The sequence below is a fragment of the Mesorhizobium sp. M0106 genome (assembly GCF_040322715.1).
Lineage (GTDB): Bacteria > Pseudomonadota > Alphaproteobacteria > Rhizobiales > Rhizobiaceae > Mesorhizobium.
This window is the reverse complement of the sequence record NZ_JAMYUA010000049.1, coordinates 1-22,147: the sequence shown is the minus strand read 5'-3', so window position 1 is coordinate 22,147 and position 22,147 is coordinate 1. Positions and strand designations below refer to the sequence as shown.

General features: G+C 64.4%; 24 protein-coding genes and 1 pseudogene. 8 read left to right on the top strand and 17 right to left on the bottom strand.

Features of this window, described 5'->3' with window-relative positions; all coding sequences use genetic code 11:
• Positions 1-20: 20 nt before the first annotated feature.
• Together NKJ55_RS30275 and NKJ55_RS30270 are read right to left on the bottom strand one after the other, a co-directional pair.
• Positions 21-674 carry a Vgb family protein gene (locus NKJ55_RS30275; protein WP_352453075.1) on the bottom strand — a complete coding sequence of 218 codons (654 nt, stop codon included), beginning with the start codon at positions 672-674 and terminating at the stop codon, positions 21-23.
• A gap of 9 nt (positions 675-683) precedes the next feature.
• The gene (locus NKJ55_RS30270; protein WP_352453074.1) at positions 684-1,904 is read right to left on the bottom strand and encodes a helix-turn-helix domain-containing protein; all 1,221 of its coding nucleotides are present in this window, start codon (positions 1,902-1,904) and stop codon (positions 684-686) included.
• A gap of 180 nt (positions 1,905-2,084) precedes the next feature.
• Here NKJ55_RS30270 and NKJ55_RS30265 point away from each other — a divergent pair, with 180 nt between their 5' ends.
• Positions 2,085-2,885 (top strand): SDR family NAD(P)-dependent oxidoreductase, encoded by an 801-nt coding sequence (locus NKJ55_RS30265; RefSeq protein WP_352453073.1) that lies wholly within the window; start codon positions 2,085-2,087, stop codon positions 2,883-2,885.
• 77 nt (positions 2,886-2,962) lie between these two features.
• Here the strand turns inward: NKJ55_RS30265 and NKJ55_RS30260 are convergent, their stop codons facing one another.
• The 5 genes from NKJ55_RS30260 to NKJ55_RS30240 are packed head-to-tail and all read right to left on the bottom strand — an operon-like array spanning position 2,963 to position 6,064.
• Positions 2,963-3,658 carry a hypothetical protein gene (locus NKJ55_RS30260; RefSeq protein WP_352453072.1) on the bottom strand — a complete coding sequence of 232 codons (696 nt, stop codon included), beginning with the start codon at positions 3,656-3,658 and terminating at the stop codon, positions 2,963-2,965.
• Between the two features lie 8 nt (positions 3,659-3,666).
• A complete protein-coding gene (locus NKJ55_RS30255) occupies positions 3,667-4,092 on the bottom strand; it encodes a DUF1178 family protein (protein WP_352453071.1) in 426 nt (141 codons plus the stop codon).
• Positions 4,089-4,955 (bottom strand): carbon-nitrogen hydrolase family protein, encoded by an 867-nt coding sequence (locus NKJ55_RS30250; RefSeq protein WP_352453070.1) that lies wholly within the window; start codon positions 4,953-4,955, stop codon positions 4,089-4,091. Before NKJ55_RS30250 ends, NKJ55_RS30255 begins: the two co-directional genes overlap by 4 nt.
• A 10-nt stretch (positions 4,956-4,965) precedes the next feature.
• Positions 4,966-5,235 carry a glutaredoxin 3 gene (gene grxC / locus NKJ55_RS30245; RefSeq protein WP_352453069.1) on the bottom strand — a complete coding sequence of 90 codons (270 nt, stop codon included), beginning with the start codon at positions 5,233-5,235 and terminating at the stop codon, positions 4,966-4,968.
• A gap of 28 nt (positions 5,236-5,263) precedes the next feature.
• Positions 5,264-6,064 (bottom strand): ComF family protein, encoded by an 801-nt coding sequence (locus tag NKJ55_RS30240; RefSeq protein ID WP_352453068.1) that lies wholly within the window; start codon positions 6,062-6,064, stop codon positions 5,264-5,266.
• A gap of 54 nt (positions 6,065-6,118) precedes the next feature.
• Between NKJ55_RS30240 and NKJ55_RS30235 the strand changes: the two genes are divergently transcribed.
• Positions 6,119-6,991: a methyltransferase domain-containing protein gene (locus tag NKJ55_RS30235; protein WP_352453067.1), complete on the top strand. Its 873-nt coding sequence runs from the start codon at positions 6,119-6,121 to the stop codon at positions 6,989-6,991.
• Positions 6,992-7,041: 50 nt separating this feature from the next.
• Here NKJ55_RS30235 and NKJ55_RS30230 read toward each other — a convergent pair whose 3' ends face one another.
• The 5 genes from NKJ55_RS30230 to argJ form a co-directional block, all read right to left on the bottom strand.
• Positions 7,042-7,221 (bottom strand): Flp family type IVb pilin, encoded by a 180-nt coding sequence (locus tag NKJ55_RS30230; RefSeq protein WP_352453066.1) that lies wholly within the window; start codon positions 7,219-7,221, stop codon positions 7,042-7,044.
• A gap of 126 nt (positions 7,222-7,347) precedes the next feature.
• On the bottom strand, positions 7,348-7,653 hold the full coding sequence (locus NKJ55_RS30225) for a hypothetical protein (RefSeq protein ID WP_023677980.1): 306 nt from the start codon (positions 7,651-7,653) through the stop codon (positions 7,348-7,350).
• Positions 7,654-7,780: 127 nt separating this feature from the next.
• The gene (locus NKJ55_RS30220) at positions 7,781-8,203 is read right to left on the bottom strand and encodes a (deoxy)nucleoside triphosphate pyrophosphohydrolase (RefSeq protein ID WP_023677979.1); all 423 of its coding nucleotides are present in this window, start codon (positions 8,201-8,203) and stop codon (positions 7,781-7,783) included.
• Entirely contained in the window at positions 8,200-8,979 is a 780-nt protein-coding gene (locus NKJ55_RS30215) for a GNAT family N-acetyltransferase (RefSeq protein ID WP_031212044.1), read from the bottom strand. Before NKJ55_RS30215 ends, NKJ55_RS30220 begins: the two co-directional genes overlap by 4 nt.
• Positions 8,979-10,220 carry a bifunctional glutamate N-acetyltransferase/amino-acid acetyltransferase ArgJ gene (gene argJ, locus NKJ55_RS30210; RefSeq protein WP_352453065.1) on the bottom strand — a complete coding sequence of 414 codons (1,242 nt, stop codon included), beginning with the start codon at positions 10,218-10,220 and terminating at the stop codon, positions 8,979-8,981. The genes NKJ55_RS30215 and argJ overlap by 1 nt, the downstream gene beginning before the upstream one ends.
• 179 nt (positions 10,221-10,399) lie before the next feature.
• Between argJ and NKJ55_RS30205 the strand changes: the two genes are divergently transcribed.
• Positions 10,400-11,626: a caspase family protein gene (locus tag NKJ55_RS30205; protein WP_352453064.1), complete on the top strand. Its 1,227-nt coding sequence runs from the start codon at positions 10,400-10,402 to the stop codon at positions 11,624-11,626.
• Positions 11,627-11,629: 3 nt separating this feature from the next.
• Here the strand turns inward: NKJ55_RS30205 and NKJ55_RS30200 are convergent, their stop codons facing one another.
• A complete protein-coding gene (locus tag NKJ55_RS30200) occupies positions 11,630-11,866 on the bottom strand; it encodes a putative antibiotic biosynthesis monooxygenase (protein WP_352453063.1) in 237 nt (78 codons plus the stop codon).
• A 109-nt stretch (positions 11,867-11,975) separates the two neighbouring features.
• Here NKJ55_RS30200 and NKJ55_RS30195 point away from each other — a divergent pair, with 109 nt between their 5' ends.
• A complete protein-coding gene (locus tag NKJ55_RS30195) occupies positions 11,976-12,632 on the top strand; it encodes a TetR/AcrR family transcriptional regulator (protein WP_352453089.1) in 657 nt (218 codons plus the stop codon).
• A 43-nt stretch (positions 12,633-12,675) separates the two neighbouring features.
• Here NKJ55_RS30195 and NKJ55_RS30190 read toward each other — a convergent pair whose 3' ends face one another.
• Entirely contained in the window at positions 12,676-13,593 is a 918-nt protein-coding gene (locus tag NKJ55_RS30190) for a peptidylprolyl isomerase (protein WP_352453062.1), read from the bottom strand.
• Between the two features lie 252 nt (positions 13,594-13,845).
• Between NKJ55_RS30190 and secA the strand changes: the two genes are divergently transcribed.
• Positions 13,846-16,578: a preprotein translocase subunit SecA gene (gene secA, locus NKJ55_RS30185; protein ID WP_352453061.1), complete on the top strand. Its 2,733-nt coding sequence runs from the start codon at positions 13,846-13,848 to the stop codon at positions 16,576-16,578.
• A gap of 148 nt (positions 16,579-16,726) precedes the next feature.
• On the opposite strand, the gene NKJ55_RS30180 is transcribed toward secA, so the two are convergent.
• Positions 16,727-19,381 (bottom strand): helix-turn-helix transcriptional regulator, encoded by a 2,655-nt coding sequence (locus NKJ55_RS30180; protein ID WP_352453060.1) that lies wholly within the window; start codon positions 19,379-19,381, stop codon positions 16,727-16,729.
• Between the two features lie 142 nt (positions 19,382-19,523).
• Between NKJ55_RS30180 and NKJ55_RS30175 the strand changes: the two genes are divergently transcribed.
• From NKJ55_RS30175 to NKJ55_RS30165, 3 genes are all read left to right on the top strand, one after another.
• The gene (locus tag NKJ55_RS30175) at positions 19,524-19,796 is read left to right on the top strand and encodes a DUF4242 domain-containing protein (protein ID WP_023677971.1); all 273 of its coding nucleotides are present in this window, start codon (positions 19,524-19,526) and stop codon (positions 19,794-19,796) included.
• A 67-nt stretch (positions 19,797-19,863) separates the two neighbouring features.
• The gene (locus tag NKJ55_RS30170; protein ID WP_051406161.1) at positions 19,864-20,085 is read left to right on the top strand and encodes a hypothetical protein; all 222 of its coding nucleotides are present in this window, start codon (positions 19,864-19,866) and stop codon (positions 20,083-20,085) included.
• 162 nt (positions 20,086-20,247) lie between these two features.
• Positions 20,248-20,748 carry a hypothetical protein gene (locus NKJ55_RS30165; RefSeq protein ID WP_352453059.1) on the top strand — a complete coding sequence of 167 codons (501 nt, stop codon included), beginning with the start codon at positions 20,248-20,250 and terminating at the stop codon, positions 20,746-20,748.
• Between the two features lie 159 nt (positions 20,749-20,907).
• On the opposite strand, the gene NKJ55_RS30160 is transcribed toward NKJ55_RS30165, so the two are convergent.
• Complete coding sequence (locus NKJ55_RS30160) at positions 20,908-21,096, bottom strand: hypothetical protein (protein ID WP_352453058.1); 189 nt, start codon at positions 21,094-21,096, stop codon at positions 20,908-20,910.
• A 131-nt stretch (positions 21,097-21,227) separates the two neighbouring features.
• Positions 21,228-22,147: pseudogene (locus NKJ55_RS30155) on the bottom strand (class I SAM-dependent DNA methyltransferase); the annotation flags it as partial.

Here is a 22,147-nt window from a genome sequence, read left to right as displayed (position 1 = left end):
CGGCCGAGAGGGTGGAAAGCTTAAATCCTGGTCGCCGAGCCTCGTTTGGGCCGGCGAACAGCTCTGATCTTGCCGCTGTTTCCGCCGCCGCAGAAAAACTGGTCGCCGCCATCGGATTCGAGCCCCGACACGCCTGTTCCCGGCGGCATATCGAGCTTCTCAAGGACCTTTCCCGTTTCAGGATCGATCCGCCTGACATCGCTCTCCTCCCCCTCCCAGGTGCCATGCCACAGCTCGCCGTCGACCCAGCTGACCCCGGTGACGACGCGGTTGGAAACGATGGTGCGAAGGATTGCCCCTGTCTCGGGATCGACCTGATGAATCTTTCGGCCCCGATGCTGCCCGACCCAGAGCGTTCCTTCGGCCCAGGCGAGCCCGGAATCACCGCCATTGCCAGGAGCCGGGATCGTCGCCAGCACCTGGCCATTCTTCGGATCGATCTTCTGGATACGATCCTCGGCGATCTGATAGAGATGCTGGCCGTCGAAGGCCGTTCCGGCGTGTGCCGCGACATCGATCGAGCGCACCACTTTGCCGCTTGCCGGATCGAAGGCGTTCAATCTGTCGCCTGAGGCAAACCAGACATGCTCACCGTCGAAGGTAACGCCGTCCACGTGGTCGACACCCGGAAAGGGTCCATACTCTCGAAGGACTTCGGCTGCGGATCGTTCCATGATTCCATCCTAGTAGCCCGGCAGTGGCCCGGGGAGTAACAAAATTGTCGGGAAACCCGTCAGCGGCGGGGTCATCCAGCGACGCGCCCGTCCGCGGCCGAACGACTGCACCTTGCCGGCCTGGGCGAGCTGCTCGAGCGCTCGCTGCACGGTACGCGAACTGGCTCCAAGCGCAATCGACAGGGCCGAACTCGACCAAGACTCGCCGTCGGCGAGGAAGGCGAGCACGGCGGCATGCTCTTCTTCGACGGGCGGCGCCAGCACGACGACCTCACCTGCGCGGCGCGGGGCCAGCGCAAAGCCCCGCTTCGTCGCGCTCACATCCGCCAAACTCCGAAGCTCCGCGCGAAGCCGCCCGACTTCGACCCGTAACCGTGCGCGATGTGATTCGTCCGCGTCCTTTCCGCGGAAAGCGCGCGCAATGAGCGTCGCTCTTGCCACGTCCCCCGGCCAGGCTTCGGCCAGCGCGCGGGCCAGCGCGAACAGCACCGGGCGGGTCGCCAGCGAGACGACCGTATCTGCGACCCTCACGACATTGCGGCATGCATCCACCACGAGCGCCCCCGACGCCAGGAGCGCTTCGACTTCATCGAGCAGGAGGGGCCGTTCCCCGCCACGCGCGACAAGGCGTGCGGCCGGCGTGTCCAGCACCAGCGATGCGCTCTCCACCTCCGCGATCAGCGCGGGGATGCCGGACGCGCGCGCCGCCCGCGCCGCCAGGCCACGCGGGGCGCGCGCAGGGCCGGTCCGCAAGCGGCGGATGGCGATGCCGGCGACAGCCAGCTCGTGGGCGGCCCGCGATGCCGGCGGCAGCAGCGAGGGATCGAAGCCGTCCAGCCTGCGCTCGGCTTCGTCGAGATGGCCGATCAGCAGCAGGCGCCGAACGTCGAGGTTGCGCGCATGCGCGGCGTTGACGCGGTCGCCATGCTTTTCAAGCGTCGCCCGTGCGGCGTCGAGTGCCTTGGCCGGCCAGGCAAGGTCGCGCGAGACGAGCGCGATCTCGGCCTCGGCGACGATACACCGCGCGCGGGCCACAGCCTCCCTCGGGCTGAATGCGCGCGCCGCCCTCTTGAGAAGAACGTTCGCCCGAACCAGGTCGCCAAGCTGCGCCATCGCGATACCGCGCAACGCCAGTGCCGGCGCATCGTCGCGCAGCGCAACCCGCTTCAAGGCGCCGAGCGGATCGCCCGCCGCAAGCGCATGCGCCGCGGCCGTGATCAGCGAGTCCATCGGAATCCCGTCACACTTGTCACTCCCATGGCTTCGACATCCGGCGCTAAGTCCATCTCACCAACCAGTCGTATCGACAACGGCGACTGTAGCCAACCTGAGTTGCGGCGCGCCAACCTTGAGTCGCGGCTAGACTGTGCACTGGGCTCGAACACAACGATAAGCATTAGGAGAGACGCAATGAAGATCGAAGGTACAACCATCCTGGTGACTGGAGCCAATCGGGGCATCGGTCGGGCACTGGTCGAGGAAGCCCTGAGCAGAGGCGTAAAGCGCGTCTTCGCCGCAAGCCGCCAACCGATGGCTCATCCGGATCGGCGTGTGACGTCCCTGACCATGGATGTGACCAACGCTGCGCATATCCGGGAGGCGGTCGAGAAGATCGATGCTCTCGATATCCTCATCAACAACGCCGGCGTATCGCCCTTCGATGACCTCAGCGACCGTCGTGTGCTCGAACAACAGCTCGCCGTAAACCTCTTCGGCTCGTACGACGTTACCCAGGCTCTGCTGCCGTTGCTGGCCCGGTCGCGGGGAGCCATCGTCAACATTCTGTCGCTGGCCTCGATTGCCGCCGTGCCGTTCAGTCCGGCCTACTCGGTCTCGAAGGCGGCCTCGTTCTCGCTGTCGCAGTCGTTGCGCACCCTTTTGGCCGGACGGGGTGTCAGCGTCCACAGGGTCCTTCCCGGCCCGGTGGACACGGACATGACACGGGGCCTGGACATCGCGAAGGCTTCTCCGGAGTCTGTCGCGCGGGCAATCCTGAACGGCGTGGAGAACGGCGAAGAGGAAATCTTCCCCGATCCCATGTCGGAATCCCTGGCGGAGGGCTGGCGCAGCAGTGCAGTCAAGGCGCTTGAACGCCAGTTTGCAGCCTATGCGGAAGCAAGTCCGTCAAGTGAAGCAAGCCCGTCAGGCAGTGGGCATGAAAGAAGCAGCGAAACGATTACCCGCGAGGCCCATCCTTGCTGCTCGGCCTGAAATTGCGGACGCTTGTGCAGGGGGCGGCGGCATCGCCGCTCTGGGCGGAAGCGAATCCCCACAAGCGAAACGGAGCATCATTTTCGCTTGTCGAAATGCGCTTCAGCTTCTTGTCGCCTGATACGCCTCTGATATCGCCGCCGGGCGAAAAAGACGATCAAGTCTGCCAGCCAACCTGGAGCATTGAGATGGAGCAAGGCATCACGCGCGCTATCAATTTGCCGACCATTCATCGCTACATTGGAAAAATCCGAGGGTTCCGTTTGTCGAGCTTCGACCCATTGACGAATACTCGCCCCGTCCGGCAGTTTCGCCGCAAAAGCCAGTTCACGTCTCATGCAAACCCACTCCACCCGGTGGCGCAATTCCTCCTCATAGCCAATGCCTCGCTGATGGAGACGCGCATGCGTCGCCTCATGCACTATCGCGCTGGCGATCTGGTCGGTCGGCGTGTGCTCGCCTAGAACAAATCGCCGATCAAGCTCGCAAGTCGAAGTCGATTTCACAAATTGCGCAGCGGCACCTGGATTGATTGTAATCCAGATCCGTTTGAGATCGCGGACCAGGCGGCTATATCGAACAGGGTCAAATTCTTGAATCAATCGCAGCGCGGCGGCAACCTTATCTGCATCTTTCCCACCGCTCTCGCCATTATAGAAAATTGGCAACCCATCGATCGTTCTCTTGTCGATCGACTTTATAGCCAACCAGCTGAAAACACGGATCACTATCTCTGAACTACGCCGCTTTTCAGTCTTCTCCGGATGGGGCAAGACTTTCCTCAGTTGCGGTCGTCGGGGAAGCTTGGAATAGGCATGAACTCGACGCCGTCTTCGGCCAGGCTCTTGGCCTCGTCTAGCGTCGCCTCGCCATAGATGCCGCGCGGATCGCTTTCGCCGAAATGGATCTTGCGCGCTTCCTCGGCAAATTTGTCGCCGACATAATCGGCGTTTTCGCGCACCTTCTCCGCCATCGCCTTGAGCTGCGCCAGCGCCTGCTTCTGCGCCTCGCCCATGGCCAGCGCGATGCTTTCGCGCTTGCGCCCGGTGGAGACGGCAGGCGCCATCAGCGCCTTGTCGACCTTGTGCGAGCCGCAGGCCGGGCAATCGACGAAACCGCGCCTCTTCTGTGTGTCGAAATCGTCGTTGCTGCGGAACCAGGCCTCGAATTCGTGCTCGTGTTCGCAGATCAGGGAAAAGCGGATCAAGAGGCGGCACCCCTGAGCGGCATTGCCTCCGCCGAACCGGCGTTTACGGCAAAATCGCGTGCGTTCTTGAGATTCGGTATCTTCTTGCGCGCAGCGACTGACTGCGCCGGGTCGATCTCGGCGACGATCACCGCCGGCTCGTCATGGGCAGCTTCGGCGACGATGCGGCCCCAGGGATCGACGATCAGCGAATGGCCATAGGTTTCGCGGCCGTCCTCGTGCACGCCGCCTTGCGCGGCGGCAACGACATAGGCGCCGTTCTCGATAGCGCGCGCCCTGAGCAGCACATGCCAATGCGCTTCGCCGGTCTGGCGGGTGAAGGCGGCGGGCACCGAAAGCAGATCGGCGCCGGCCAGCGCCTCGGCACCGAACAGCTGCGGAAAGCGCAGATCGTAGCAGACGGCAAAGCCGAGCTTCGCGCCATCGATTTCGGTGACGACGGCCTCGGTGCCCGGCTCATAGGCGGCGGATTCGCGCCAGCTCTCGCCATTGTCGAGATCGACGTCGAACATGTGGATCTTGTCGTAGGTGGCAATCGTGGCGCCGTCCGGCCCGAACAGAAGGGCGCGGTTGGCAAGCTTGCCGTCAGCGCGCAGAATGGCGGTCGAGCCGATATGCAGGAAGATGCCGAGCTCGCTCGCCAGCCGCCGCGACGTCGAGACGATGATGTCCTTGTCCTCGGAGGTGAAGGAAGCGGCCCGCGCCTGGCTGTCGCGGATCAGCGCGCCGGTCATTTCCGGCGTCTGGATATAGGTCGCGCCAAGGCCTGCCGCCTCGCGCACCAGCCGTTCCAGATCGACCGCATTGCGCTCCGGGCTGGTTCCCGAACGCATCTGGATCGCCGCCGCCTTGAAAGCACCCATGGTCATGTCCTTATCTGGTCGAGCCGTTGGCGAGCAATTTGTCCAGCCGTCCTTCCGCCTCCAATTCGTGGAGATCGTCGGAGCCGCCGACATGCGTGTCGCCGATGAATATCTGCGGAAAGGTGGAACGGCCATGGGCCCGGGAAATCATCTCCTGGCGCAGCTCCGGCGAGAAGGAGGCGTCGTGCTCGGTATAGGTCACGCCCTTCCTGTCGAGCAGCCGCTTGGCCGCGGTGCAATAGCCGCACATCATCCGCGTGTAGATCGTCACATCGACCATCGGTCAGCAATCCTGCCTCGTTCCTAGGCTATATAGGCGCCGATTCGTCGGCCCGAAAGTCCCCCGGCAGCACGCGCGCGAAGGTCAGTACGTCGACCGCGCCGGCACCGCCCTTCTTCAACGCCCTGGCGACCGCGCGGACGGTGGCGCCGGTGGTGTAGACGTCGTCGATCAGCAGCACCCGGCGGCCGGCGATTTCGATCTCCGCCTCATCCGGCACTTTGAATGCGGCGCGAACATTTTCCTCGCGTTCCCGCCGCACCAGCCCGACTTGCTGGCGCGTGAGTTTGATGCGCCTGATGGCTGATGGCGCGAAAGGCCGCTCCCCGAGCTGCGCCACCGCCCGCGCCAGTTCCGCCGACTGGTTGAACTGCCGTCGGAAGAAACGCCGCCAGTGCAGCGGCACCGGCACGACCACGTCGGCCTCGGCGATGAGTTCGGCACCGGCGCGAAGCATCCAGCGCGCCATCCACGGCGCCAGATCGGTGCGGTCCTGGTATTTCAGCCCTTGCACCATCTGGCGGGCAACGCCGGAATAGGCAACCGCCGCCCGCGCGCGTTCGAACGGCGGCGGGTCGGCTATAGCCTCCGCCGACAGGAAACCCTCACCCATATTGTGGGTGAACGGAGTGCCCATCACCGGGCACCATGGCCGTTCCAGCAACCTGAGTTTCGGCCAGCAGGCGCCGCACAACACGCCGGGCTGCGAGACATGGCGGCGGCAGCCGGCACAGACCGGCGGGAACAAGAGGCGCGCTGGCCAGCCCAATGCCTTGCGGGCAATGCTCTTGATCGCAATACGCTTGATCTCTGGCATGGGATCGGCCACGTGGTTGGTCCTCCGCATCACTATATCAGAGAGCGAAGCACAAGGACCTGCCAATTGCAGCCTGTAATTGACACCTCGCTCTGGCTGGCGCGCAAGCGCCGGGCACTGACCCGTCCCATCGCCGGCGCGGATTTCCTCATGCGGCGGGCGGCCGAGGATCTTGCCGACCGGCTCGGCGCCGTCGAACGCAGGTTCGGCAAGGCGGCCTCATTGTTTTGCCAGACGCCGGCAGCAGCAGAGGTGCTCGCCGAAAGCGGCAAGGTGACGGAAAACGTGCGCGTCGAGGCCGACGCCGCTTTCCTGGGTGGCCAGCCAGGACTGTTGGCGCCGTTGGAAACCGTGCCATTCGAGCCGGAAAGCCTCGACCTCGCAGTCTCGCTGCTGTCGCTGCAGGCGATGAACGACATTCCCGGCATGCTGGTGCAGGTCCGCCGGGCGCTGAAGCCGGACGGGCTTTTCCTCGGCGCCTTCGCCGGCACAGGCACACTCTCCGAACTGCGCGAAAGCCTGCTTGCCGCCGAGACCGAGCTCTATGGCGGCGCCAGCCCGCGTGTGATCCCGTTCACCGACGTCCGCGATGCCGGCGCGCTGCTGCAGCGCGCCGGCCTGGCACTGCCGGTTGCCGACGTCGAGACGATCACGGTGCGCTACGATTCGCTATTTGGCCTGGTCGCCGACCTGCGTGCCATGGGCGAGACCAGCGCGCTTGTCGACCGCAGCAGGCGACCGGGCACGCGAGCGCTGTTCGCGCGCGCCGCCGAAATCTATGCGGAGCGGTTTTCGGATGCCGATGGCCGCGTCAGGGCGAGTTTCTCGGTGGTCTGGATGTCAGGCTGGGCGCCCGATGCCTCTCAGCAAAAGCCGCTGAAGCCGGGCTCCGCAAAAATATCGCTGAAGACAATCCTGGAAAACCCCGGCGGCCCCTGAGCGCATCCTTGCGCAAAAGCTAAGCGTATCCCACGCAAAAGCTAAGCGGGTCACTGTGCAAAGGCGTTGGCAAGCTTGCTGCTGTTGTCGCTGAACAACCACTGGATGGCGCCGGCAGCCTGGCCAATACCAGCGACAATGGCAAGCGACAGCACGGCGACGATCAAACCATATTCGATAGCCGTCGCACCCCTCTCGTCTTCTAGAAATCGTTGCAGCAAGATTTTCATGGGCGCCCATCCCTCTTGCCCGAACCTAGCGCCGACCCGTTAAGAAAGGTTAATGCGACAGGCTTAACGCGCGGTGAACCAGCTGCATCCTAGGAAACAGCCGAATCCTAGAGATCTGTTGAGGAGTCAGCAGTCGCCGCTGCTTCTGCCATCGGCCCGTATAACGCAGACCGAACTGGGCAGCGGCTGCAGCACGCTCTTGCGTAGCGTATAGCTATCGCGCTGGCCGATCGAGCCGGTGCTCATCGTATCAAGCCCGTCGCGGGCAAACTGCGAGCGGGTCCGGCTGTCGAGGTAGGGCGTCGCGATCAAGGCCAGAGCCACCGCGGCCGAGCCGAACAAGAGGGCGATGCGCAATATTCCCATGCCGGCATTGGCGGCGCCAGGAAGGCGGTCGGGCCAAGGCGAGTCCCAGTCCTTTTCAAGGCTCATGCAAATCGCTCCCCAGCGGTGGAATCGGCGTAACCGCCTAGCGTCAATTTTTCACGGTCAGATAAATCTTTCATTAACGCTGCTGCCAGCGCGTTGCGGCGCTGCCCGATTTACGGCAGGTCGGCCGTTACAGCAGATCGATGAGGAACTGGATCAGCGGGGCATCGGCCGGCGGCATTGGAAAATCGCGCATCTGGCGCGGCCGCACCCATTTCAGCACCTGGCCTTCCTTCGGCTGGGCAATGCCGCGGAATCGACGGCAGACGAACAGCGGCATCAGCAGGTGAAAATCATCGTAGGAATGGCTGGCGAAGGTGAGTGGGGCCAGGCAAGGGATGTCGGTTTCGATGCCGATCTCCTCGTACAATTCGCGGATCAGGCATTGTTCCGGCGTCTCACCGGGCTCGACCTTGCCGCCCGGAAACTCCCATAGGCCGGCGAGTTGCTTGCCTTCGGGCCGCTGCGCCAAAAGCACGCGCCCGTCGGCATCGACCAGCGCGCAGGCCGCGACCAGGAGCAGGCGTTTGCCGATCGTATCCAAGCCGCTCATGCGCCGGGTGGCCGGCGATAGCGATAGCGATAGACTTCGTCGAATCCGAGCGAACGGTAGAGCGCCAGCGCCGGCGCGTTGTCCGCCTCGACCTGCAGCCAGGCTTCCCGCGCCCCGCGCAGCCGCGCCCATTTCAGCGCCGACCGGATGAGATGGCGGCCATGGCCCTGGTTGCGCACCGACCTGTCGGTGGCGATCTCGAACAGGCCGGCAAGGTCGCCGTCATGCACGCAGATCAACGTTGCCAGCGGTTCGCTGCCGGCCTCCAGCGCAAACAGCCCGGCCTCCGGCTGGATGGCGCCGATGATCTCCGACAGGCCCGGCCGCAGCGACACATCCGAGCCGCTCACCTTGAGCGCCGCGCCGATGAAACGGCTGATGTCCTTCAACGGAATCTGGTCCATGGCGTCGTCGAGCGCGGCGTCCGCCAGCGGCAGCCGCATGACCAGCGACTCCGCGAATATGCTCCAGCCTTCGCTGTCGAGATACTTCGAAAGATCCGGCCCCGACAGCGGCGAGATGCGAAAGGTCAGCGGCCTGCCATAGGCGTCGAAGCGGCGGCTGGCACGGCCGATGCGCTCGGCAATGTGCTGGATGTCGCCCGGATCGAGCGGATTGACCGAGTTCAGCCGCTTGGCCGGGTGGCCGGCCGTCAGCCGAACCACCCAGGTGCCGTCATAATGGACGGCGGCGGCCGGCCAGGCGCGAAAGCCGGCCGCCTCATAGCGGCGCACGATCGCCAACACGCTTGCCGGATGTCTGGAAGCCAACGCCATCAGCTCCGATAATCGCCGTTTATGGCGACATATTCCTTGGTGAGATCGCAGGTCCACACCGTCGCCTTGCCGCGGCCGATGCCGATATCGGCGCGGATGCGGATCTCGTCGCGCTTCATATACGCCGAAGTCGCCTCCTCGGAATAGGCGGCGTCGCGCTCGCCCTGATAGGCCAGGCGGTTGTCGCCGAACCAGATCGACAGAAGGTCGCGGTCGGCCGGTTCGCCGGCCTTGCCGACGGCCATGACGACGCGGCCCCAATTGGCGTCCTCGCCGGCGACTGCCGTCTTGACCAGCGGCGAATTGGCGATCGACAGCGCGATGCGCTTGGCCGAGCGGGCCGATTTGGCCCCGGTGACGGTGACCTCGACCTGCTTGCGGGCGCCCTCGCCGTCGCGCACCACCTGCAGTGCCAGCGATTTCAGCACCTTGCCGAGGGCACGGCGGAAGGCGCCGAGGCGCGCATCCTTGGGGTCGGAAATTGCCGGCGCGCCGCGCCTGGCGGCAGCACCCGTGGCGAATATCAGCAGCGTGTCGCTGGTCGAGGTGTCACTGTCGACGGTAACCGCATTGAAGGTCTTGGCCGTGCCGCGCGACAGGAGGTCCTGCAGCACGGGTGCTGCGATCGGCGCATCGGTGGCGATGAAGGAAAGCATCGTCGCCATGTCGGGCGCGATCATGCCGGCGCCCTTGGCGATACCGTTGATGGTGACGTCGGCATCGCCGAGCTTGACCGTCGCGGTCGCCAGTTTGGGATAGGTGTCGGTGGTCATGATCGCCTTGGCGGCTTCGCTCCACAATTCCGGCTTGCCGTCCTTGACCAGACCGGCCAGCAGATGGCTGAACTTGCCGGCGTCGAGTGGTTCGCCGATCACGCCGGTCGAGGCCAGGAACACCTCGCCCGCTGTGCAGTCGGCCGCTTTCGCCGCCACCTCGCCCGTGAGTGCCGTCGAGGCGCGGCCCTTCTGGCCGGTAAAGGCATTGGCATTGCCGGAATTGACCACCAGCACGCGTGCTTTGCCAGCCACGAGGTTCTGCCGGCAGAAATCAACCGGCGCCGACGGGCATTTCGACCTGGTGAACACGCCGGCGACGGTGGTGCCGGCGTCGAACACCATGGCCAGCAAGTCGGTGCGGTTCTTGTATTTTATGCCGGCCTCGGCGGTGGCGATGCGCACGCCCTCGATGGCCGGCATCTTGGCATATTTCTTCGGCGCGAGCGGCGAAACCTGTGTGGACATGGAAGACCCCGGGCGGGAAAAATCGCGAAAGGAACGCCGGTTTGCCCGATAGCACGCGCTGGCGCAAGGCGTTTCACAGCCGTTACGGGTGCCGGACGCCTGACACCGCCTCATGCAGCAAGCAGGCTGTTGCAAATTTGTTGGCGTCGCTGCGAGCGATAGCGCTATGATCCTGCCCCATGGGCAGGCTTGTGGTCTTGGCACTGGCGTTTCTGGGCTTTCTGCTGCTGCGCGCCGATGCGCAGACGGCGCGGCGCGTGGCGCTTGTGGTCGGCAACGGCAGCTACGCCGAAGCCGGCACGCTGGCCAATCCCGTCAACGATGCGCTCGATATCGCCGACAAGCTGCGCGCCATCGGCTTCGAGGTGATCGAAGGCAACGATCTCGGCAAGCGCGAGCTCGAACGCAAGATCGGCGAATTCTCCGATGCGCTGCAAGGCGCAGGTGCCGGACTGTTCTACTATGCCGGCCACGGCCTGCAGGTCGACGGGCGCAACTTCATCGTGCCGGTCGACGCCCGGCTGGACATGCCGGTCAAGCTGCAGCTCGAGGCGGTGCCGATCGACGAGGTTCTCGACATCATGGAGCAGCAGACCAAAGTCAGCCTGGTCTTTCTCGATGCCTGCCGCAACAACCCGTTTGCCCGAAGCCTCAGCCGCAGCGCCACGACGCGCTCGGCGACGGCTCTCGCCGGCCTTGCCCAGTTCGAGTCGACGCGCGGCTCGTTCATCGCCTTCTCGACAGCGCCCGGCGCTGTCGCAATGGACGGGACGGGGCGCAACTCGCCGTTTGCGGCCGCACTTTTGCGGCATATGGCCGAGCCCGGACAGAGCATCAACGACATGATGATCGCGGTGCGCCGCGACGTCGTTTCTGCAACGCGCGAGGCGCAGCGTCCCTGGGAGCAGGGGTCGCTGCTCGAGCGTTTCGAATTCGTTCCGGGCGCAGACACTGCCCAGCAACCGAAACCGCCTGTCAGCCCGGCTCCCGCGTCGCAGGTGGCTGCGCTCGAACGCTCCGTCGGCGACAAGAGCGCCATCGAGCAGTTTCTGCGCCAGGACTATCTGGCGCCTGATGCCAGGAGAATGCGCGAAACCGTCAAGCGGCTCTACGGTGCGTCGGCCACCATCTACGGTACGCGCTACGACAGCGAGGCAATCGTCAAGTTCAAGACCGACTGGTTCGCGCAATGGGCATCGTGGTCGTTCGGCCTCGAGCCCGGCAGCCTTGAGGTGACGCCGCACGGCCAGGACCGTGCCGACGTGGTTTTCGCCATGCGCTACGACTATGTGCCGAAGGACAACTTGGCGCCACGGCTGACCGGCAAGGCGCGGGTGACGCTGGAACTCGTGCTGGCCGATGGCGCGTGGCGCGTTGCCTCGGAGACGTCGCAAGCGCTGGAATGAACATCAGCGGACCGCTGGGTTGATGAACCCGCGAAACGCCCGCTGCACGCCCGGAATCAGCCCCCAGATCATGATCGAGACCATCAGCGGCGCGATGACCAGCGTGCGCTGCCAGATTTGCCATTCCTGCGTCAGCGGAAAAACCACGTACAAAATGGCAGTGATCAGCGGATAGACGCCGAGCAGCACCAGCACGGCGAAGCGCAGGCGCGAAAAACGCGTGGCGGCGGTCGAGTTCATCAAACTCTCCTTATCGTTACGGAACGTTCCGTTACATATAAAACGGATCGTTCCGTTTCGTCAAGAGTTGTATATGATGGCTGCTGAAATCGCGGGTAAGGAAGAAGAGATGGGCGAAATCACCGATCCCGGACGCAAGTCGGCTGGCGCACGGCGCAGCCCGGAAAGCGCCGATGCCATTCTCGAAGCCGCCGAGGCGGTACTGGTCGAAGCCGGCTATTCCGGCTTCTCGATCGAGGCGGTGGCGCGCCGCGCACGCGCCGGAAAACCGACGATCTATCGCTGGTGGCCAAGCAAGGCCGCCTTGCTGCTCGACGTTTACCAGCGGCAAAAGCGCGTCGACAATCCCGACACCGGGAACCTTGCGGAGGATTTCGTCGGCTTCCTGAAGAGCTTGTTCGCGCATTGGCGCGACACGTCGTCGGGTAGCGTGTTCAGATCGCTGATTGCCGAGGCGCAGTCGGACGAAAAAGCCGCCGCCGCCCTCGCCGAATACGCAAGAGGGCGTCGTGTCCATACCGGCCAGATGGTCGAACGCGCCAAGGCAAGGGGAGAGGTGGCAGCCGACGTCGATGCCATTGTCGTCGCCGACCTGATTGCCTCGTTCGCCTGGACGCATCTTCTGACGAACCGCCTGGACGAGGACGAAGCGACGCTGCGCAGGGCGGTCGGCTATGTTTTGAAAGGCATAGTCGCTGACGATGCCGACCACGCCACGGCGGTCCGGCGGCGGCGTCGACGCATCATCGCTCGCCCTGCCAAATAGAAGCGACAGGGCGGCAGCGCGCCCTGTCGTAGCCCAGTCTGGCCTATTTGGCGCTTTCCAGCGCGTCGACCGTCTTCTTCAGGTTCGCATCGGGGATGTCGACCTTGGCGTTGGCGCGCAGCGACTTGACCAGCGCGAAATACTTGTCGCGGATGACCGCCTGGCGCGCCTGGTCCTTGACCTGGTCGAACGCCGGCGGCTGCTTGGTGCGCTTGTCCTCGACCTTGATGACGTGCCAGCCGAACTGCGACTGCACCGGCTGGTCGGTATATTTGCCGACCGCCAGCGCAAACACCGCCTTGTCGAATTCCGGCACCATCTGGCCAGGTCCGAACCAGCCGAGATCGCCGCCGCTGGTCTTGCCGCTCGGATCGCTGGTGTGCTCGTTGGCAAGCTTCTGGAAGTCGGCGCCGCCGTCGAGCTGCTTGATGATGGCGTCTGCCTCTTCCTTCGTCTTCACGAGGATGTGACGGGCGTGCACCTCATTGGTGGGCGGCGTGTTGGCGATTTCCTGGTCGTAGCGGGCGCGGACCTCGGCATCGGTAACCTTGTCGACGACGCCCTTCTCGACCATTTCGCCATGCAGCGCGCGCTGCTGCAGGAAGGCCATGCGGCGCTGGAAGTCGGGATCCTTGTCGAGGCCGGTGGTCACCGCCTGAGCCGCCATCACGCGGATTTCGATCGCCGCCGAAAGCGCCGCGGCGCGGCGCTGCTCGGGCGGAAGCTGCGCGAACTGCTGCGACAGCTCGCCCTCGGCAAGCCCAAGGTCTGCCTCGGTCAGCGTCTGGCCGTTGATGGTGGCGACCACGGCGTTCGGATCGACCGGCTTGGCCGCCGGAGCGGGTGCTGCCGGCTGGGCAGGGGCGGCCTCCTGTGCCATCAGCGGCGACAGCGAGAGGGCCGACAGGCCGAATGCCAGACCAAGGATGGCGAGCGACGCGCGGCGGAACAATACTGACATTACGATTATCTCCAAAGCGGGATAGCTAGAGCGGAATGGCTTCCAGACCAGCAAGATTGTGGCGGAATTTGGCGCGGTCGACAGGGCGAGCGCGGCGTTGACATCGAATGAGCCCCCTCTTATCTGTCCAACGACTTTGCGTCCAGAACCGTTTTCCGGGCGCTTTTTGCGTTTGTCCGCGTTCACGTTGAGTTGATGGGGCCAGCCGGCGCCCGTCGCAATGACTTGGAATGCTATCGAAAGGGCCATTGGATGGTCAGTCTCGGCGGTCTCGCCCGTAAGGTTTTCGGCTCCTCCAACGATCGTCGGGTCAAATCGACCCGGCCGCGCGTCGAGGCGATCAATGCCATGGAAAACGAGATGCAGGCGCTTTCCGACGCCGAGCTTCAGGCCCGCACGGACAAGTTCCGCCAGGACATCGCCAACGGCGCCAGTCTCGACGACCTCCTGGTGCCGGCCTTCGCCACCGTGCGTGAGGCCGCCCGCCGCGTGCTCGGCATGCGGCCGTTCGACGTGCAGCTGATCGGCGGCATGGTGCTGCACAATGGCGGCATCGCCGAGATGCGCACCGGCGAAGGCAAGACGCTGGTGGCGACGTTGCCGGTCTACCTCAACGCGCTCGCCGGCAACGGCGTCCATGTCGTCACCGTCAACGACTACCTGGCCACGCGCGACTCCGAATGGATGGGCCGCGTCTACAAATTCCTCGGCCTCAAGGTCGGCGTCATCGTCCACGGCCTGTCCGACGAGGAGCGCCGCGTCGCCTACGCCGCCGATGTCACCTACGCCACCAACAACGAGCTCGGCTTCGACTATCTGCGCGACAACATGAAATACGAGCGCGCCCAGATGGTGCAGCGCGGCCACAGCTACGCCATCGTCGACGAGGTCGATTCCATCCTGGTCGACGAAGCGCGCACGCCGCTGATCATTTCCGGTCCGCTCGAGGACCGTTCGGAAATGTACAACACCATCGACACCTTCATCATCCAGCTGCAGCCGCAGGACTACGAGATCGACGAGAAGCAGAAGACCTCGATCTTCACCGAGGAAGGCACCGAGAAGCTGGAGAACATGCTGCGCGATGCGGGTCTGCTCAAGGGCGAGTCGCTCTACGACGTCGAGAACGTCGCCATCGTCCACCACGTCAACAACGCGCTGAAGGCGCACCGGCTGTTCCAGCGGGACAAGGACTATATCGTGCGCAACGGCGAGATCGTCATCATCGACGAGTTCACCGGCCGCATGATGCCCGGCCGCCGCTATTCGGAGGGCCTCCACCAGGCGCTCGAAGCCAAGGAGCATGTGGCGATCCAGCCAGAGAACCAGACGCTCGCCTCGGTCACCTTCCAGAACTATTTCCGCCTCTACAAGAAGCTCGCCGGCATGACCGGCACGGCGCTGACCGAGGCCGAGGAATTCGCCAACATCTACAATCTCGACGTCACCGAGATCCCGACCAACCTGCCGGTCATCCGCATTGACGAAGACGACGAGGTCTACCGGACGGTCGAGGAGAAATACAAGGCGATCGTCAAGGAGATCAAGGAAGCCCGCGCCAAGGGCCAGCCGACGCTGGTCGGCACGACTTCCATCGAGAAGTCCGAGCAGCTGGCCGAACGCCTGCGCAAGGAAGGTTTCAAGGATTTCGAGGTGCTGAACGCCCGCCACCACGAGCGCGAGGCGGCGATCGTCGCCCAGGCCGGCAAGCCCGGCGCCATCACCATCGCCACCAACATGGCCGGCCGCGGCACCGACATCCAGCTCGGCGGCAATGCCGACATGCGCATCGCCGAGGAGCTTGGCGACATGCCGGCCGGCCCCGAGCGCGAAGCCAGGGAAAAGGAAATCCGCGACGACATCGCCCGGCTGAAGGAAAAGGCGCTCGCCGCCGGCGGCCTCTATGTGCTGGCCACCGAACGCCATGAATCGCGCCGCATCGACAACCAGTTGCGCGGCCGCTCGGGCCGCCAGGGCGATCCCGGCCGGTCGAAATTCTTCCTGTCGCTGCAGGACGACCTGATGCGCATCTTCGGTTCCGAGCGCATGGACGGCATGCTGCAGAAGCTCGGCCTCAAGGAAGACGAGGCGATCATCCATCCGTGGATCAACAAGGCGCTGGAAAAGGCGCAGAAGAAGGTCGAGGCGCGCAACTTCGACATCCGCAAGAACCTCTTGAAATACGATGACGTCTCGAACGACCAGCGCAAGGTGGTGTTCGAGCAGCGCATCGAGCTGATGGACGGCGAGGGCCTGTCCGAGACCATCACCGAGATGCGCGAAGGCGTCATCGAGGAGATCGTCGCCAAGAACATTCCCGAAAATGCCTATGCCGAGCAGTGGAACGTCGCCGGCCTCAAGGCCGAGATCGCCGAATTCCTCAACCTCGATTTGCCGGTCGAGGACTGGGTCAAGGAAGAGGGCATCGCCGAGGACGACATCCGCGAGCGCGTCAGCCAGGCCGCCGAGGCCGCCGCCAAGGAACGCGCCGAGCGCTTCGGTCCCGACGTGATGACCTATGTCGAGCGCTCGGTGGTGTTGCAGACGCTCGACCATCTGTGGCGCGAGCACATCGTCAACCTCGACCATCTGCGCTCGGTCGTCGGCTTCCGCGGCTATGCGCAGCGCGATCCGCTGCAGGAGTACAAGGGCGAAGCGTTCGAGCTGTTCCAGGCGATGCTGGGCAATCTGCGCCAGGCCGTCACCGCGCAATTGATGCGCGTTGAGCTGGTCCGCCAGGCGGCGGAAGCGCCGCCGCCCGAGGCCCCCGACATGTTCGGCAGCCACATCGACGGCTTCACCGGCGAGGACGATTTCGAAGGCGGCGAGACGGCCGTGCTGGTCCGCCAGGAGACCAACGCCATCGTCGCCCCCGAAGACCGCGACCCGAAGAACCCGGCCACCTGGGGCAAGGTCGGCCGCAACGAGGCTTGCCCGTGCGGGTCAGGGAAAAAATACAAGCATTGTCATGGGGCGTTTGCGTAAGGCACTGCTTTCCTTCGCCCCGTTCACGGGGAGTAGGTGCCCGAAGGGCGGAGCCAGCGTTTGCGATTAGCCAATCTCCCCACCTGAGGGGGAGATGGCCGGCAGGCCAGAGGGGGGCGCGAAGGATCGCGACCCGAAGAAGACAGGCTCAAATCAACCCCGAATCGCGCGCCGCGGCCGTCGCCTCACCCCGCCAAACCGCGTCCAGCTTGCCCAGAACCGCCGAGACGTGGTGATCGACCGTCTTCGGCGAGATGGTCAGGTGCTCGGCGATCCGCTTGTTGGAAAAGCCGCGCTCGATCAGTTGCAGCACCTCCATCTGGCGCTGGGTCAGGCCGGCGCGATTGGCGCGCGTGGTTCGGCGCGGCCCCCTTGCGATGCCGTTGACGCCGTTGCGGCGCATGATATCGCGCAGGTGAACGGCGACCGCCCTGGCGCCGAGGTTTTCGAAAATCTCCAGCGCCAGGCGCTGCGCGGTCTCGTCGCCCTCTGCCAACGCCAGCCCGCGTTCGTAGGGCGCGTTCATCTCGGCCCATAGTTCTGCCGCCGCCTGCCAGTCGCCGGCGAGCAGCAGCCGGTAGGGCGCGGCCATGCCGATGGTGTCGCCTGGATCCATGTCCGGCGCCAGCTTCTGCCGCCACGTCGCCAGCTCGCCGAAACCCGCCCGCGTCGTCGACAAGCTCTCAGCCAGTGCGATCAGGCCGAGCGCCTCATCCTTGTCAGCCTGGCCGAGCCACGCCCGTTCGGCCATCAGCGCCGCATAGGGCGCCAGCCGCTGCAATTCCAATCCCTTGTCCAGGAACTGCGTCATTTCGGCAAAAAGCGGCTCGGCGGACGGGTCGCCGCGCCGTATCCGCAACTTTGCCAGGGCCACCACGGCGGGATAGCGGACCAGCATCGTCGCCTGATCGTTGGCGATCACCTCGAGCGCCTCGCCGGCAGCCTCTTCCCATTGCCCCTGGCGCAGCAGCAACTGGGCCAGCACGCCGCGCATATAGTCGCGCCAGGTGACGAGATCGTTTTCGACGCAATAGTTGATGCCGCGATCGAGGAACGACCGCGCCTCAGCGAAGCCGAGCTGGTTCATCTCGCTGCAGGCGCTGTTGGTGAAGGCGCGCGCCGCATGTTCCTGAAAATTCTGCTCCAGCGCGATCTCCAGGCTGCGAGCAAGGTGCAGCCGTCCGTTTGCCAGATCCAGCCACTGCTCGGCGCTGCCGACATTGTTGAGCGCGTGGCAGACGATGTCGGGCCGGTTCAGTTGTTCGGCGAGCGCAATCGCCTTGTTGCCGAGCCGCAGCGTGTCGTCGAGCCTTTCGGCCAGCATCGCCAGTTGCGAGAGGTTGGAATAGGCCATGGCCAGCTCCGGCCCGGCCGGCGCGGTCTCCAGCAGCTGAACCGCCTGCTCGCCAAGGGCATCGGCAGCCATGCGGTCGCCAAGCAGGTAAGCAAAGCGCGACAGCCATCTGAGGCAATCCCCTTCCTTCGCCGTATTCCCCTGGGCCTGATGCAGCCGGCGCGCCTGGTCCTGCGCGGCGATGGCCTCGTCGATCTTGCCGATGAGGTGGCACTCGAAGGCATATTTCTCATGGAGCGCCGTGCGCTCCTCCACCGGCAGGCCGTCGGCCTGCCGCAACACGGCTTCATAGAAGCCGGCCGCATCGCGATGGGCGCCGACGCGGGAGGCCTCGCGCGCCGCAACCGGGGCCAGCTCGCGCACCGCCTGCAGATTGTGCGCCTCCACCGCGTGATGCACCAGGCGGCCGGTGGAGACCTCACTGTTTTCGAGCAGGGCGGCCAGGGCGCGCTGGTTGAACTGCCGCCGGTGGCTCGTCGTCAGCATCGCCTCGATGGCGCGGCGGGCGATCTCGTGCCGGAACGCATAGCCGTCGCCCTGATCCTCCAACAAGCCGTTGGCGACGCATTCGGCAAGCTGGCCGGCGCTGGCGACGCCGCACAGGCCCTGCAACGCCCAGGCATCGGCCCGCCGTGGAAACACCGACACCGCGTCGAGCATCGCGCGGGCGCCGGCCGACAGGCGCTCGGCCCGCGCCAGAACCGCGTCGCGCACGCTTGCCGGCAGCGCCGTTTTTTCCTCGCATCCGCTGCACAACAGTTCGGTGACGAAAAAGGCGTTGCCCGCCGTCGCCCGGTAGATGGCGTCGCCATCACGCCCCGCCGCCTCGGCCAGTGACAGCACCGCCGACTCGCTGAGCAGCGGCACGTCGATGCGCGCGACGCTGCCTGCCGGTATCTCGCCGAGCGCGCGGCGCACCCGCATCTGTCCCTCGCTGCGATCGGTGCGCGCCGTCAGCAGCAGCAAGAGATGCCTGTTGGCGATGCGCCGGCCGAGAAAGCGGACGAAATCGAGCGTCGCATCATCGGCCCAGTGCAAGTCCTCGATCACCAGCAGGGTCGGCTGCGCCTTTGTCTCGAAGATGTCGAGCGCATCCGAAAACAGCGGCAGCCTCTGTCCTTGCCGATGATCGATCGCCTGCGGCAGCGCCCATTGCGCGTCCCGCGCCAGATCGTAAAGCGGCCCGAGCGGATCGGGTATCGACAGATCCTCGCAGGCGCTGCGGAATATGCGCGTGGCTTGCGCAGTCCGGTCGATGAAGGCCTCGACAAGCGCGGTCTTGCCGGCCCCGGCCTCGCCAGCAAGCACCGCGACGCAGCCACGCCCGCGCCCGGCATCGGCCAGCAGCCCGTCGAGTCGCTCCAGCTGTGTCTGCCGTTCCAGAAGCATCATTCGCTCACGCAGATCGAGTTCGCCGAAAAGGCGGACCCGCGATGGACCCGCCAACATGTCCCCCGCTCATAACGCTGCCAACATAGGGAATCGTCCCGCCAAAAATGGGGAAAGGCTCCGATGTGCGCTCTTGCCGGGCGTGATCAATGTCGAGCCGCGCTCAAACCGGGCGTGACCCACTGGAGAAAGGAAGGCTTCCATGCCTCGCTATCTGATCGAACGCACCTTCCCGGACGGCCTCAACGTGCCGATGAACGAAGCCGGCGCCGACGCGCTGGGCGGTGTCGTCATGCGCAATGCCGAAAAGGGCGTTACCTGGCTGCAGTCCTACGTGTCGCCGGACAAGAAGCGCAGCTTCTGCATCTACGACGCGCCCTCGCCCGAGGCGATCCGCAGCACCGCCCAGAAGAATTCGCTGCCTGTCGACAAGATCACGGAGGTGCGGGTTCTTGACCCCTACTTTTACCGTTGATGGCAGGCAAACCCCAAGTGGCGGACAAAAGGATGAGTATCAAACTGCCATTCGCGGCAATTGCGACATGCCTGATGGCATGCCGGTCGGCGAACCGGCGCCTGTCGTGGGAAACCCCGGCGGTTCCCTGCTTGGCCGTCTATGGCGGATCGCGGCGGCGCTGCCTTCGCGTCTGCTGGGCAGGCGGCGCCGGCTGCCCCCGCAAGACGATTATCTGAGGCAGGACATGGGACTGCCCGACCGTGAGCAGCGGCGCGAATACTGGGAATATTATTGGTGGGACCATTAGTACGCCGCGCCGTTTGGACGGACTGAAACAAGCCGTGCAACCGGCCGCATCATTGCGGCCGACATGAAAACAGGACGAGCGACCTGTTTCGCAAAATTCCAACGGACGCCGCAGCGTTGAGCAGACCCGATCGGTGCGCGTCCTCAAACAACCGGAGAGAACATGAATATCAATCTTTGCACCGGGCGCCTTGCCGCCCTGGCCATCCTGTCGATCGCCGCCACCGCGGCCCAGGCAAAGGACGGCAATCCGCTGGCCGACAAGGTACGCGCGGCCAACAGCCGCTTCGAGAATGTGGCGGCGGCGACCGCCGAGGGCTACGCGCCCATTCCCTGCGCCAGCGGCATCACCGGCGGCGCCATGGGCATCCACTATGTCAATCCCGGCTACCTCAAGGACGACGCGGTCGATGTCGCCAAGCCGGAAGCGGTGATGTACGAGCCGATGGCCGACGGCACGCTAAAACTGATCGCGGTCGAATACATCACCTCGAAAGGCCCGGCCTCGCTCGATGGGCATCTGTTCAACTTCAACAGCGCCCCCAACCGCTACGGCCTCGGCCCGTTCTACGAGCTGCATGTCTGGGCCTGGAAGGGCAACCCGACCGGCGCGTTCGCGGACATGAACCCGAATGTTTCATGTGATGCGATGAAGGGGATGTAGGCGGGGCTCTTCCTTCTCCCCGTTCTACGGGGAGAAGGTGCCCGACGGGCGGATGACGGGCAGCGCGGACTTTCGCGATTGGCCGATCTCCCCACTTGAGGGGGAGATGGCCGGCAGGCCAGAGGGGGGCGCTGTCCGGCAGACGTCAGAGATTAAGTCTTACGAGTTTTCCGCATCTCGGCCGTCAGGTTCTTTGGCAATACCTTTGAATGGCCCTGCTGTCTGTTTTACTTCCATCAGATGGCCTGTCGTTTCGTCACGCTTCTGCCAAAGTCCGTCCGGTCGCTCAAATTGCGTGCGTTCCCTTACAGCGCCCCGGCGAAAACCTTCACCCGTGTTCTTTCCCATTTCACTCTCCGGCATTCTGGCCCGCGAATCGCAGGCCTTAGTACAATGCTAGCAAATGTTCCGGCTTCGTTCCAGCGCGAGCGCCTCCGCTCTCCCGATGACTTCGACGGATGGATGCGCAGGCGTAATTATCACCGCCCCGCCGCAGCCCGCTCCAGGTTGAGTGCCAGCAGCTTTGCCAGCGCGTCGTCCGTGGAAATATCCTCCGGCCAGCCATATGCGGCCGCCACAGCGCGGTCGAGTGCCTCATGCAAGCTCGCCAGCCATTGCGGCCGCTGGTTATAGAGATTGGTCAACGTCCGCTCCTTCAGCTCCAGCGCCGCTTCGGCGTTCTTTGGGACGATTCGGTCGGGATATCTCACCGGCTCTTCGCCCGATGCGGAGGTCGGTATGATTTCTGGCACGACGTCCACGAGGTCGGGTGGACTGAGCCAAGCGCGACGCTTCTGATCCAGTTGCTCTGCAAGAATAGCAATACGCTTCGCACGTAGATCACGTTCGTAGTTCGCCGCCGGAACATCAGGTGTCAAGCCCTCCGGAAACGGAAAAGTCTCGAACGTAGTAGTGGGAGTATAGCGAGGATCGTTTCCGACGCCGAGCCATGTGCCAAGCCGAAGCGACCATTCCTCGTGAAAACGCGAATGCATAATCCCAAAAAAAGTGTCGTCGTCGCGTGCAATCCCCACTGCGGCTGAATCAAGGCAGACCGCATTTGGCAACCAGACGAATAACCGATGCTTCGCTACGCGAGGAGTGCCAATAAAACGTTTGAAATGAGAAGACGCCGATTTAAATTCCGGGCGAGGTCGCCAGAAAATCCACCATTTGTCGCGTGCCACTTGTTCAGAGTTCTTCAGCCTGACGGGGCGTATCGTATGCCAAGCAAGCTCAAACGGTTGTTCATATTGTTGCGCTTCGATCTCAGATCGCAACCCGAAATCGATAATCCAGAACCCACGCCAGCCTCTAGTGGATTGAATCCAACGTCTGGTGCCCTCGGCTTGCGGCTGCGATGATTTTGTCGGGGTCGGCTTTCCAGCGGAAGGGTTTG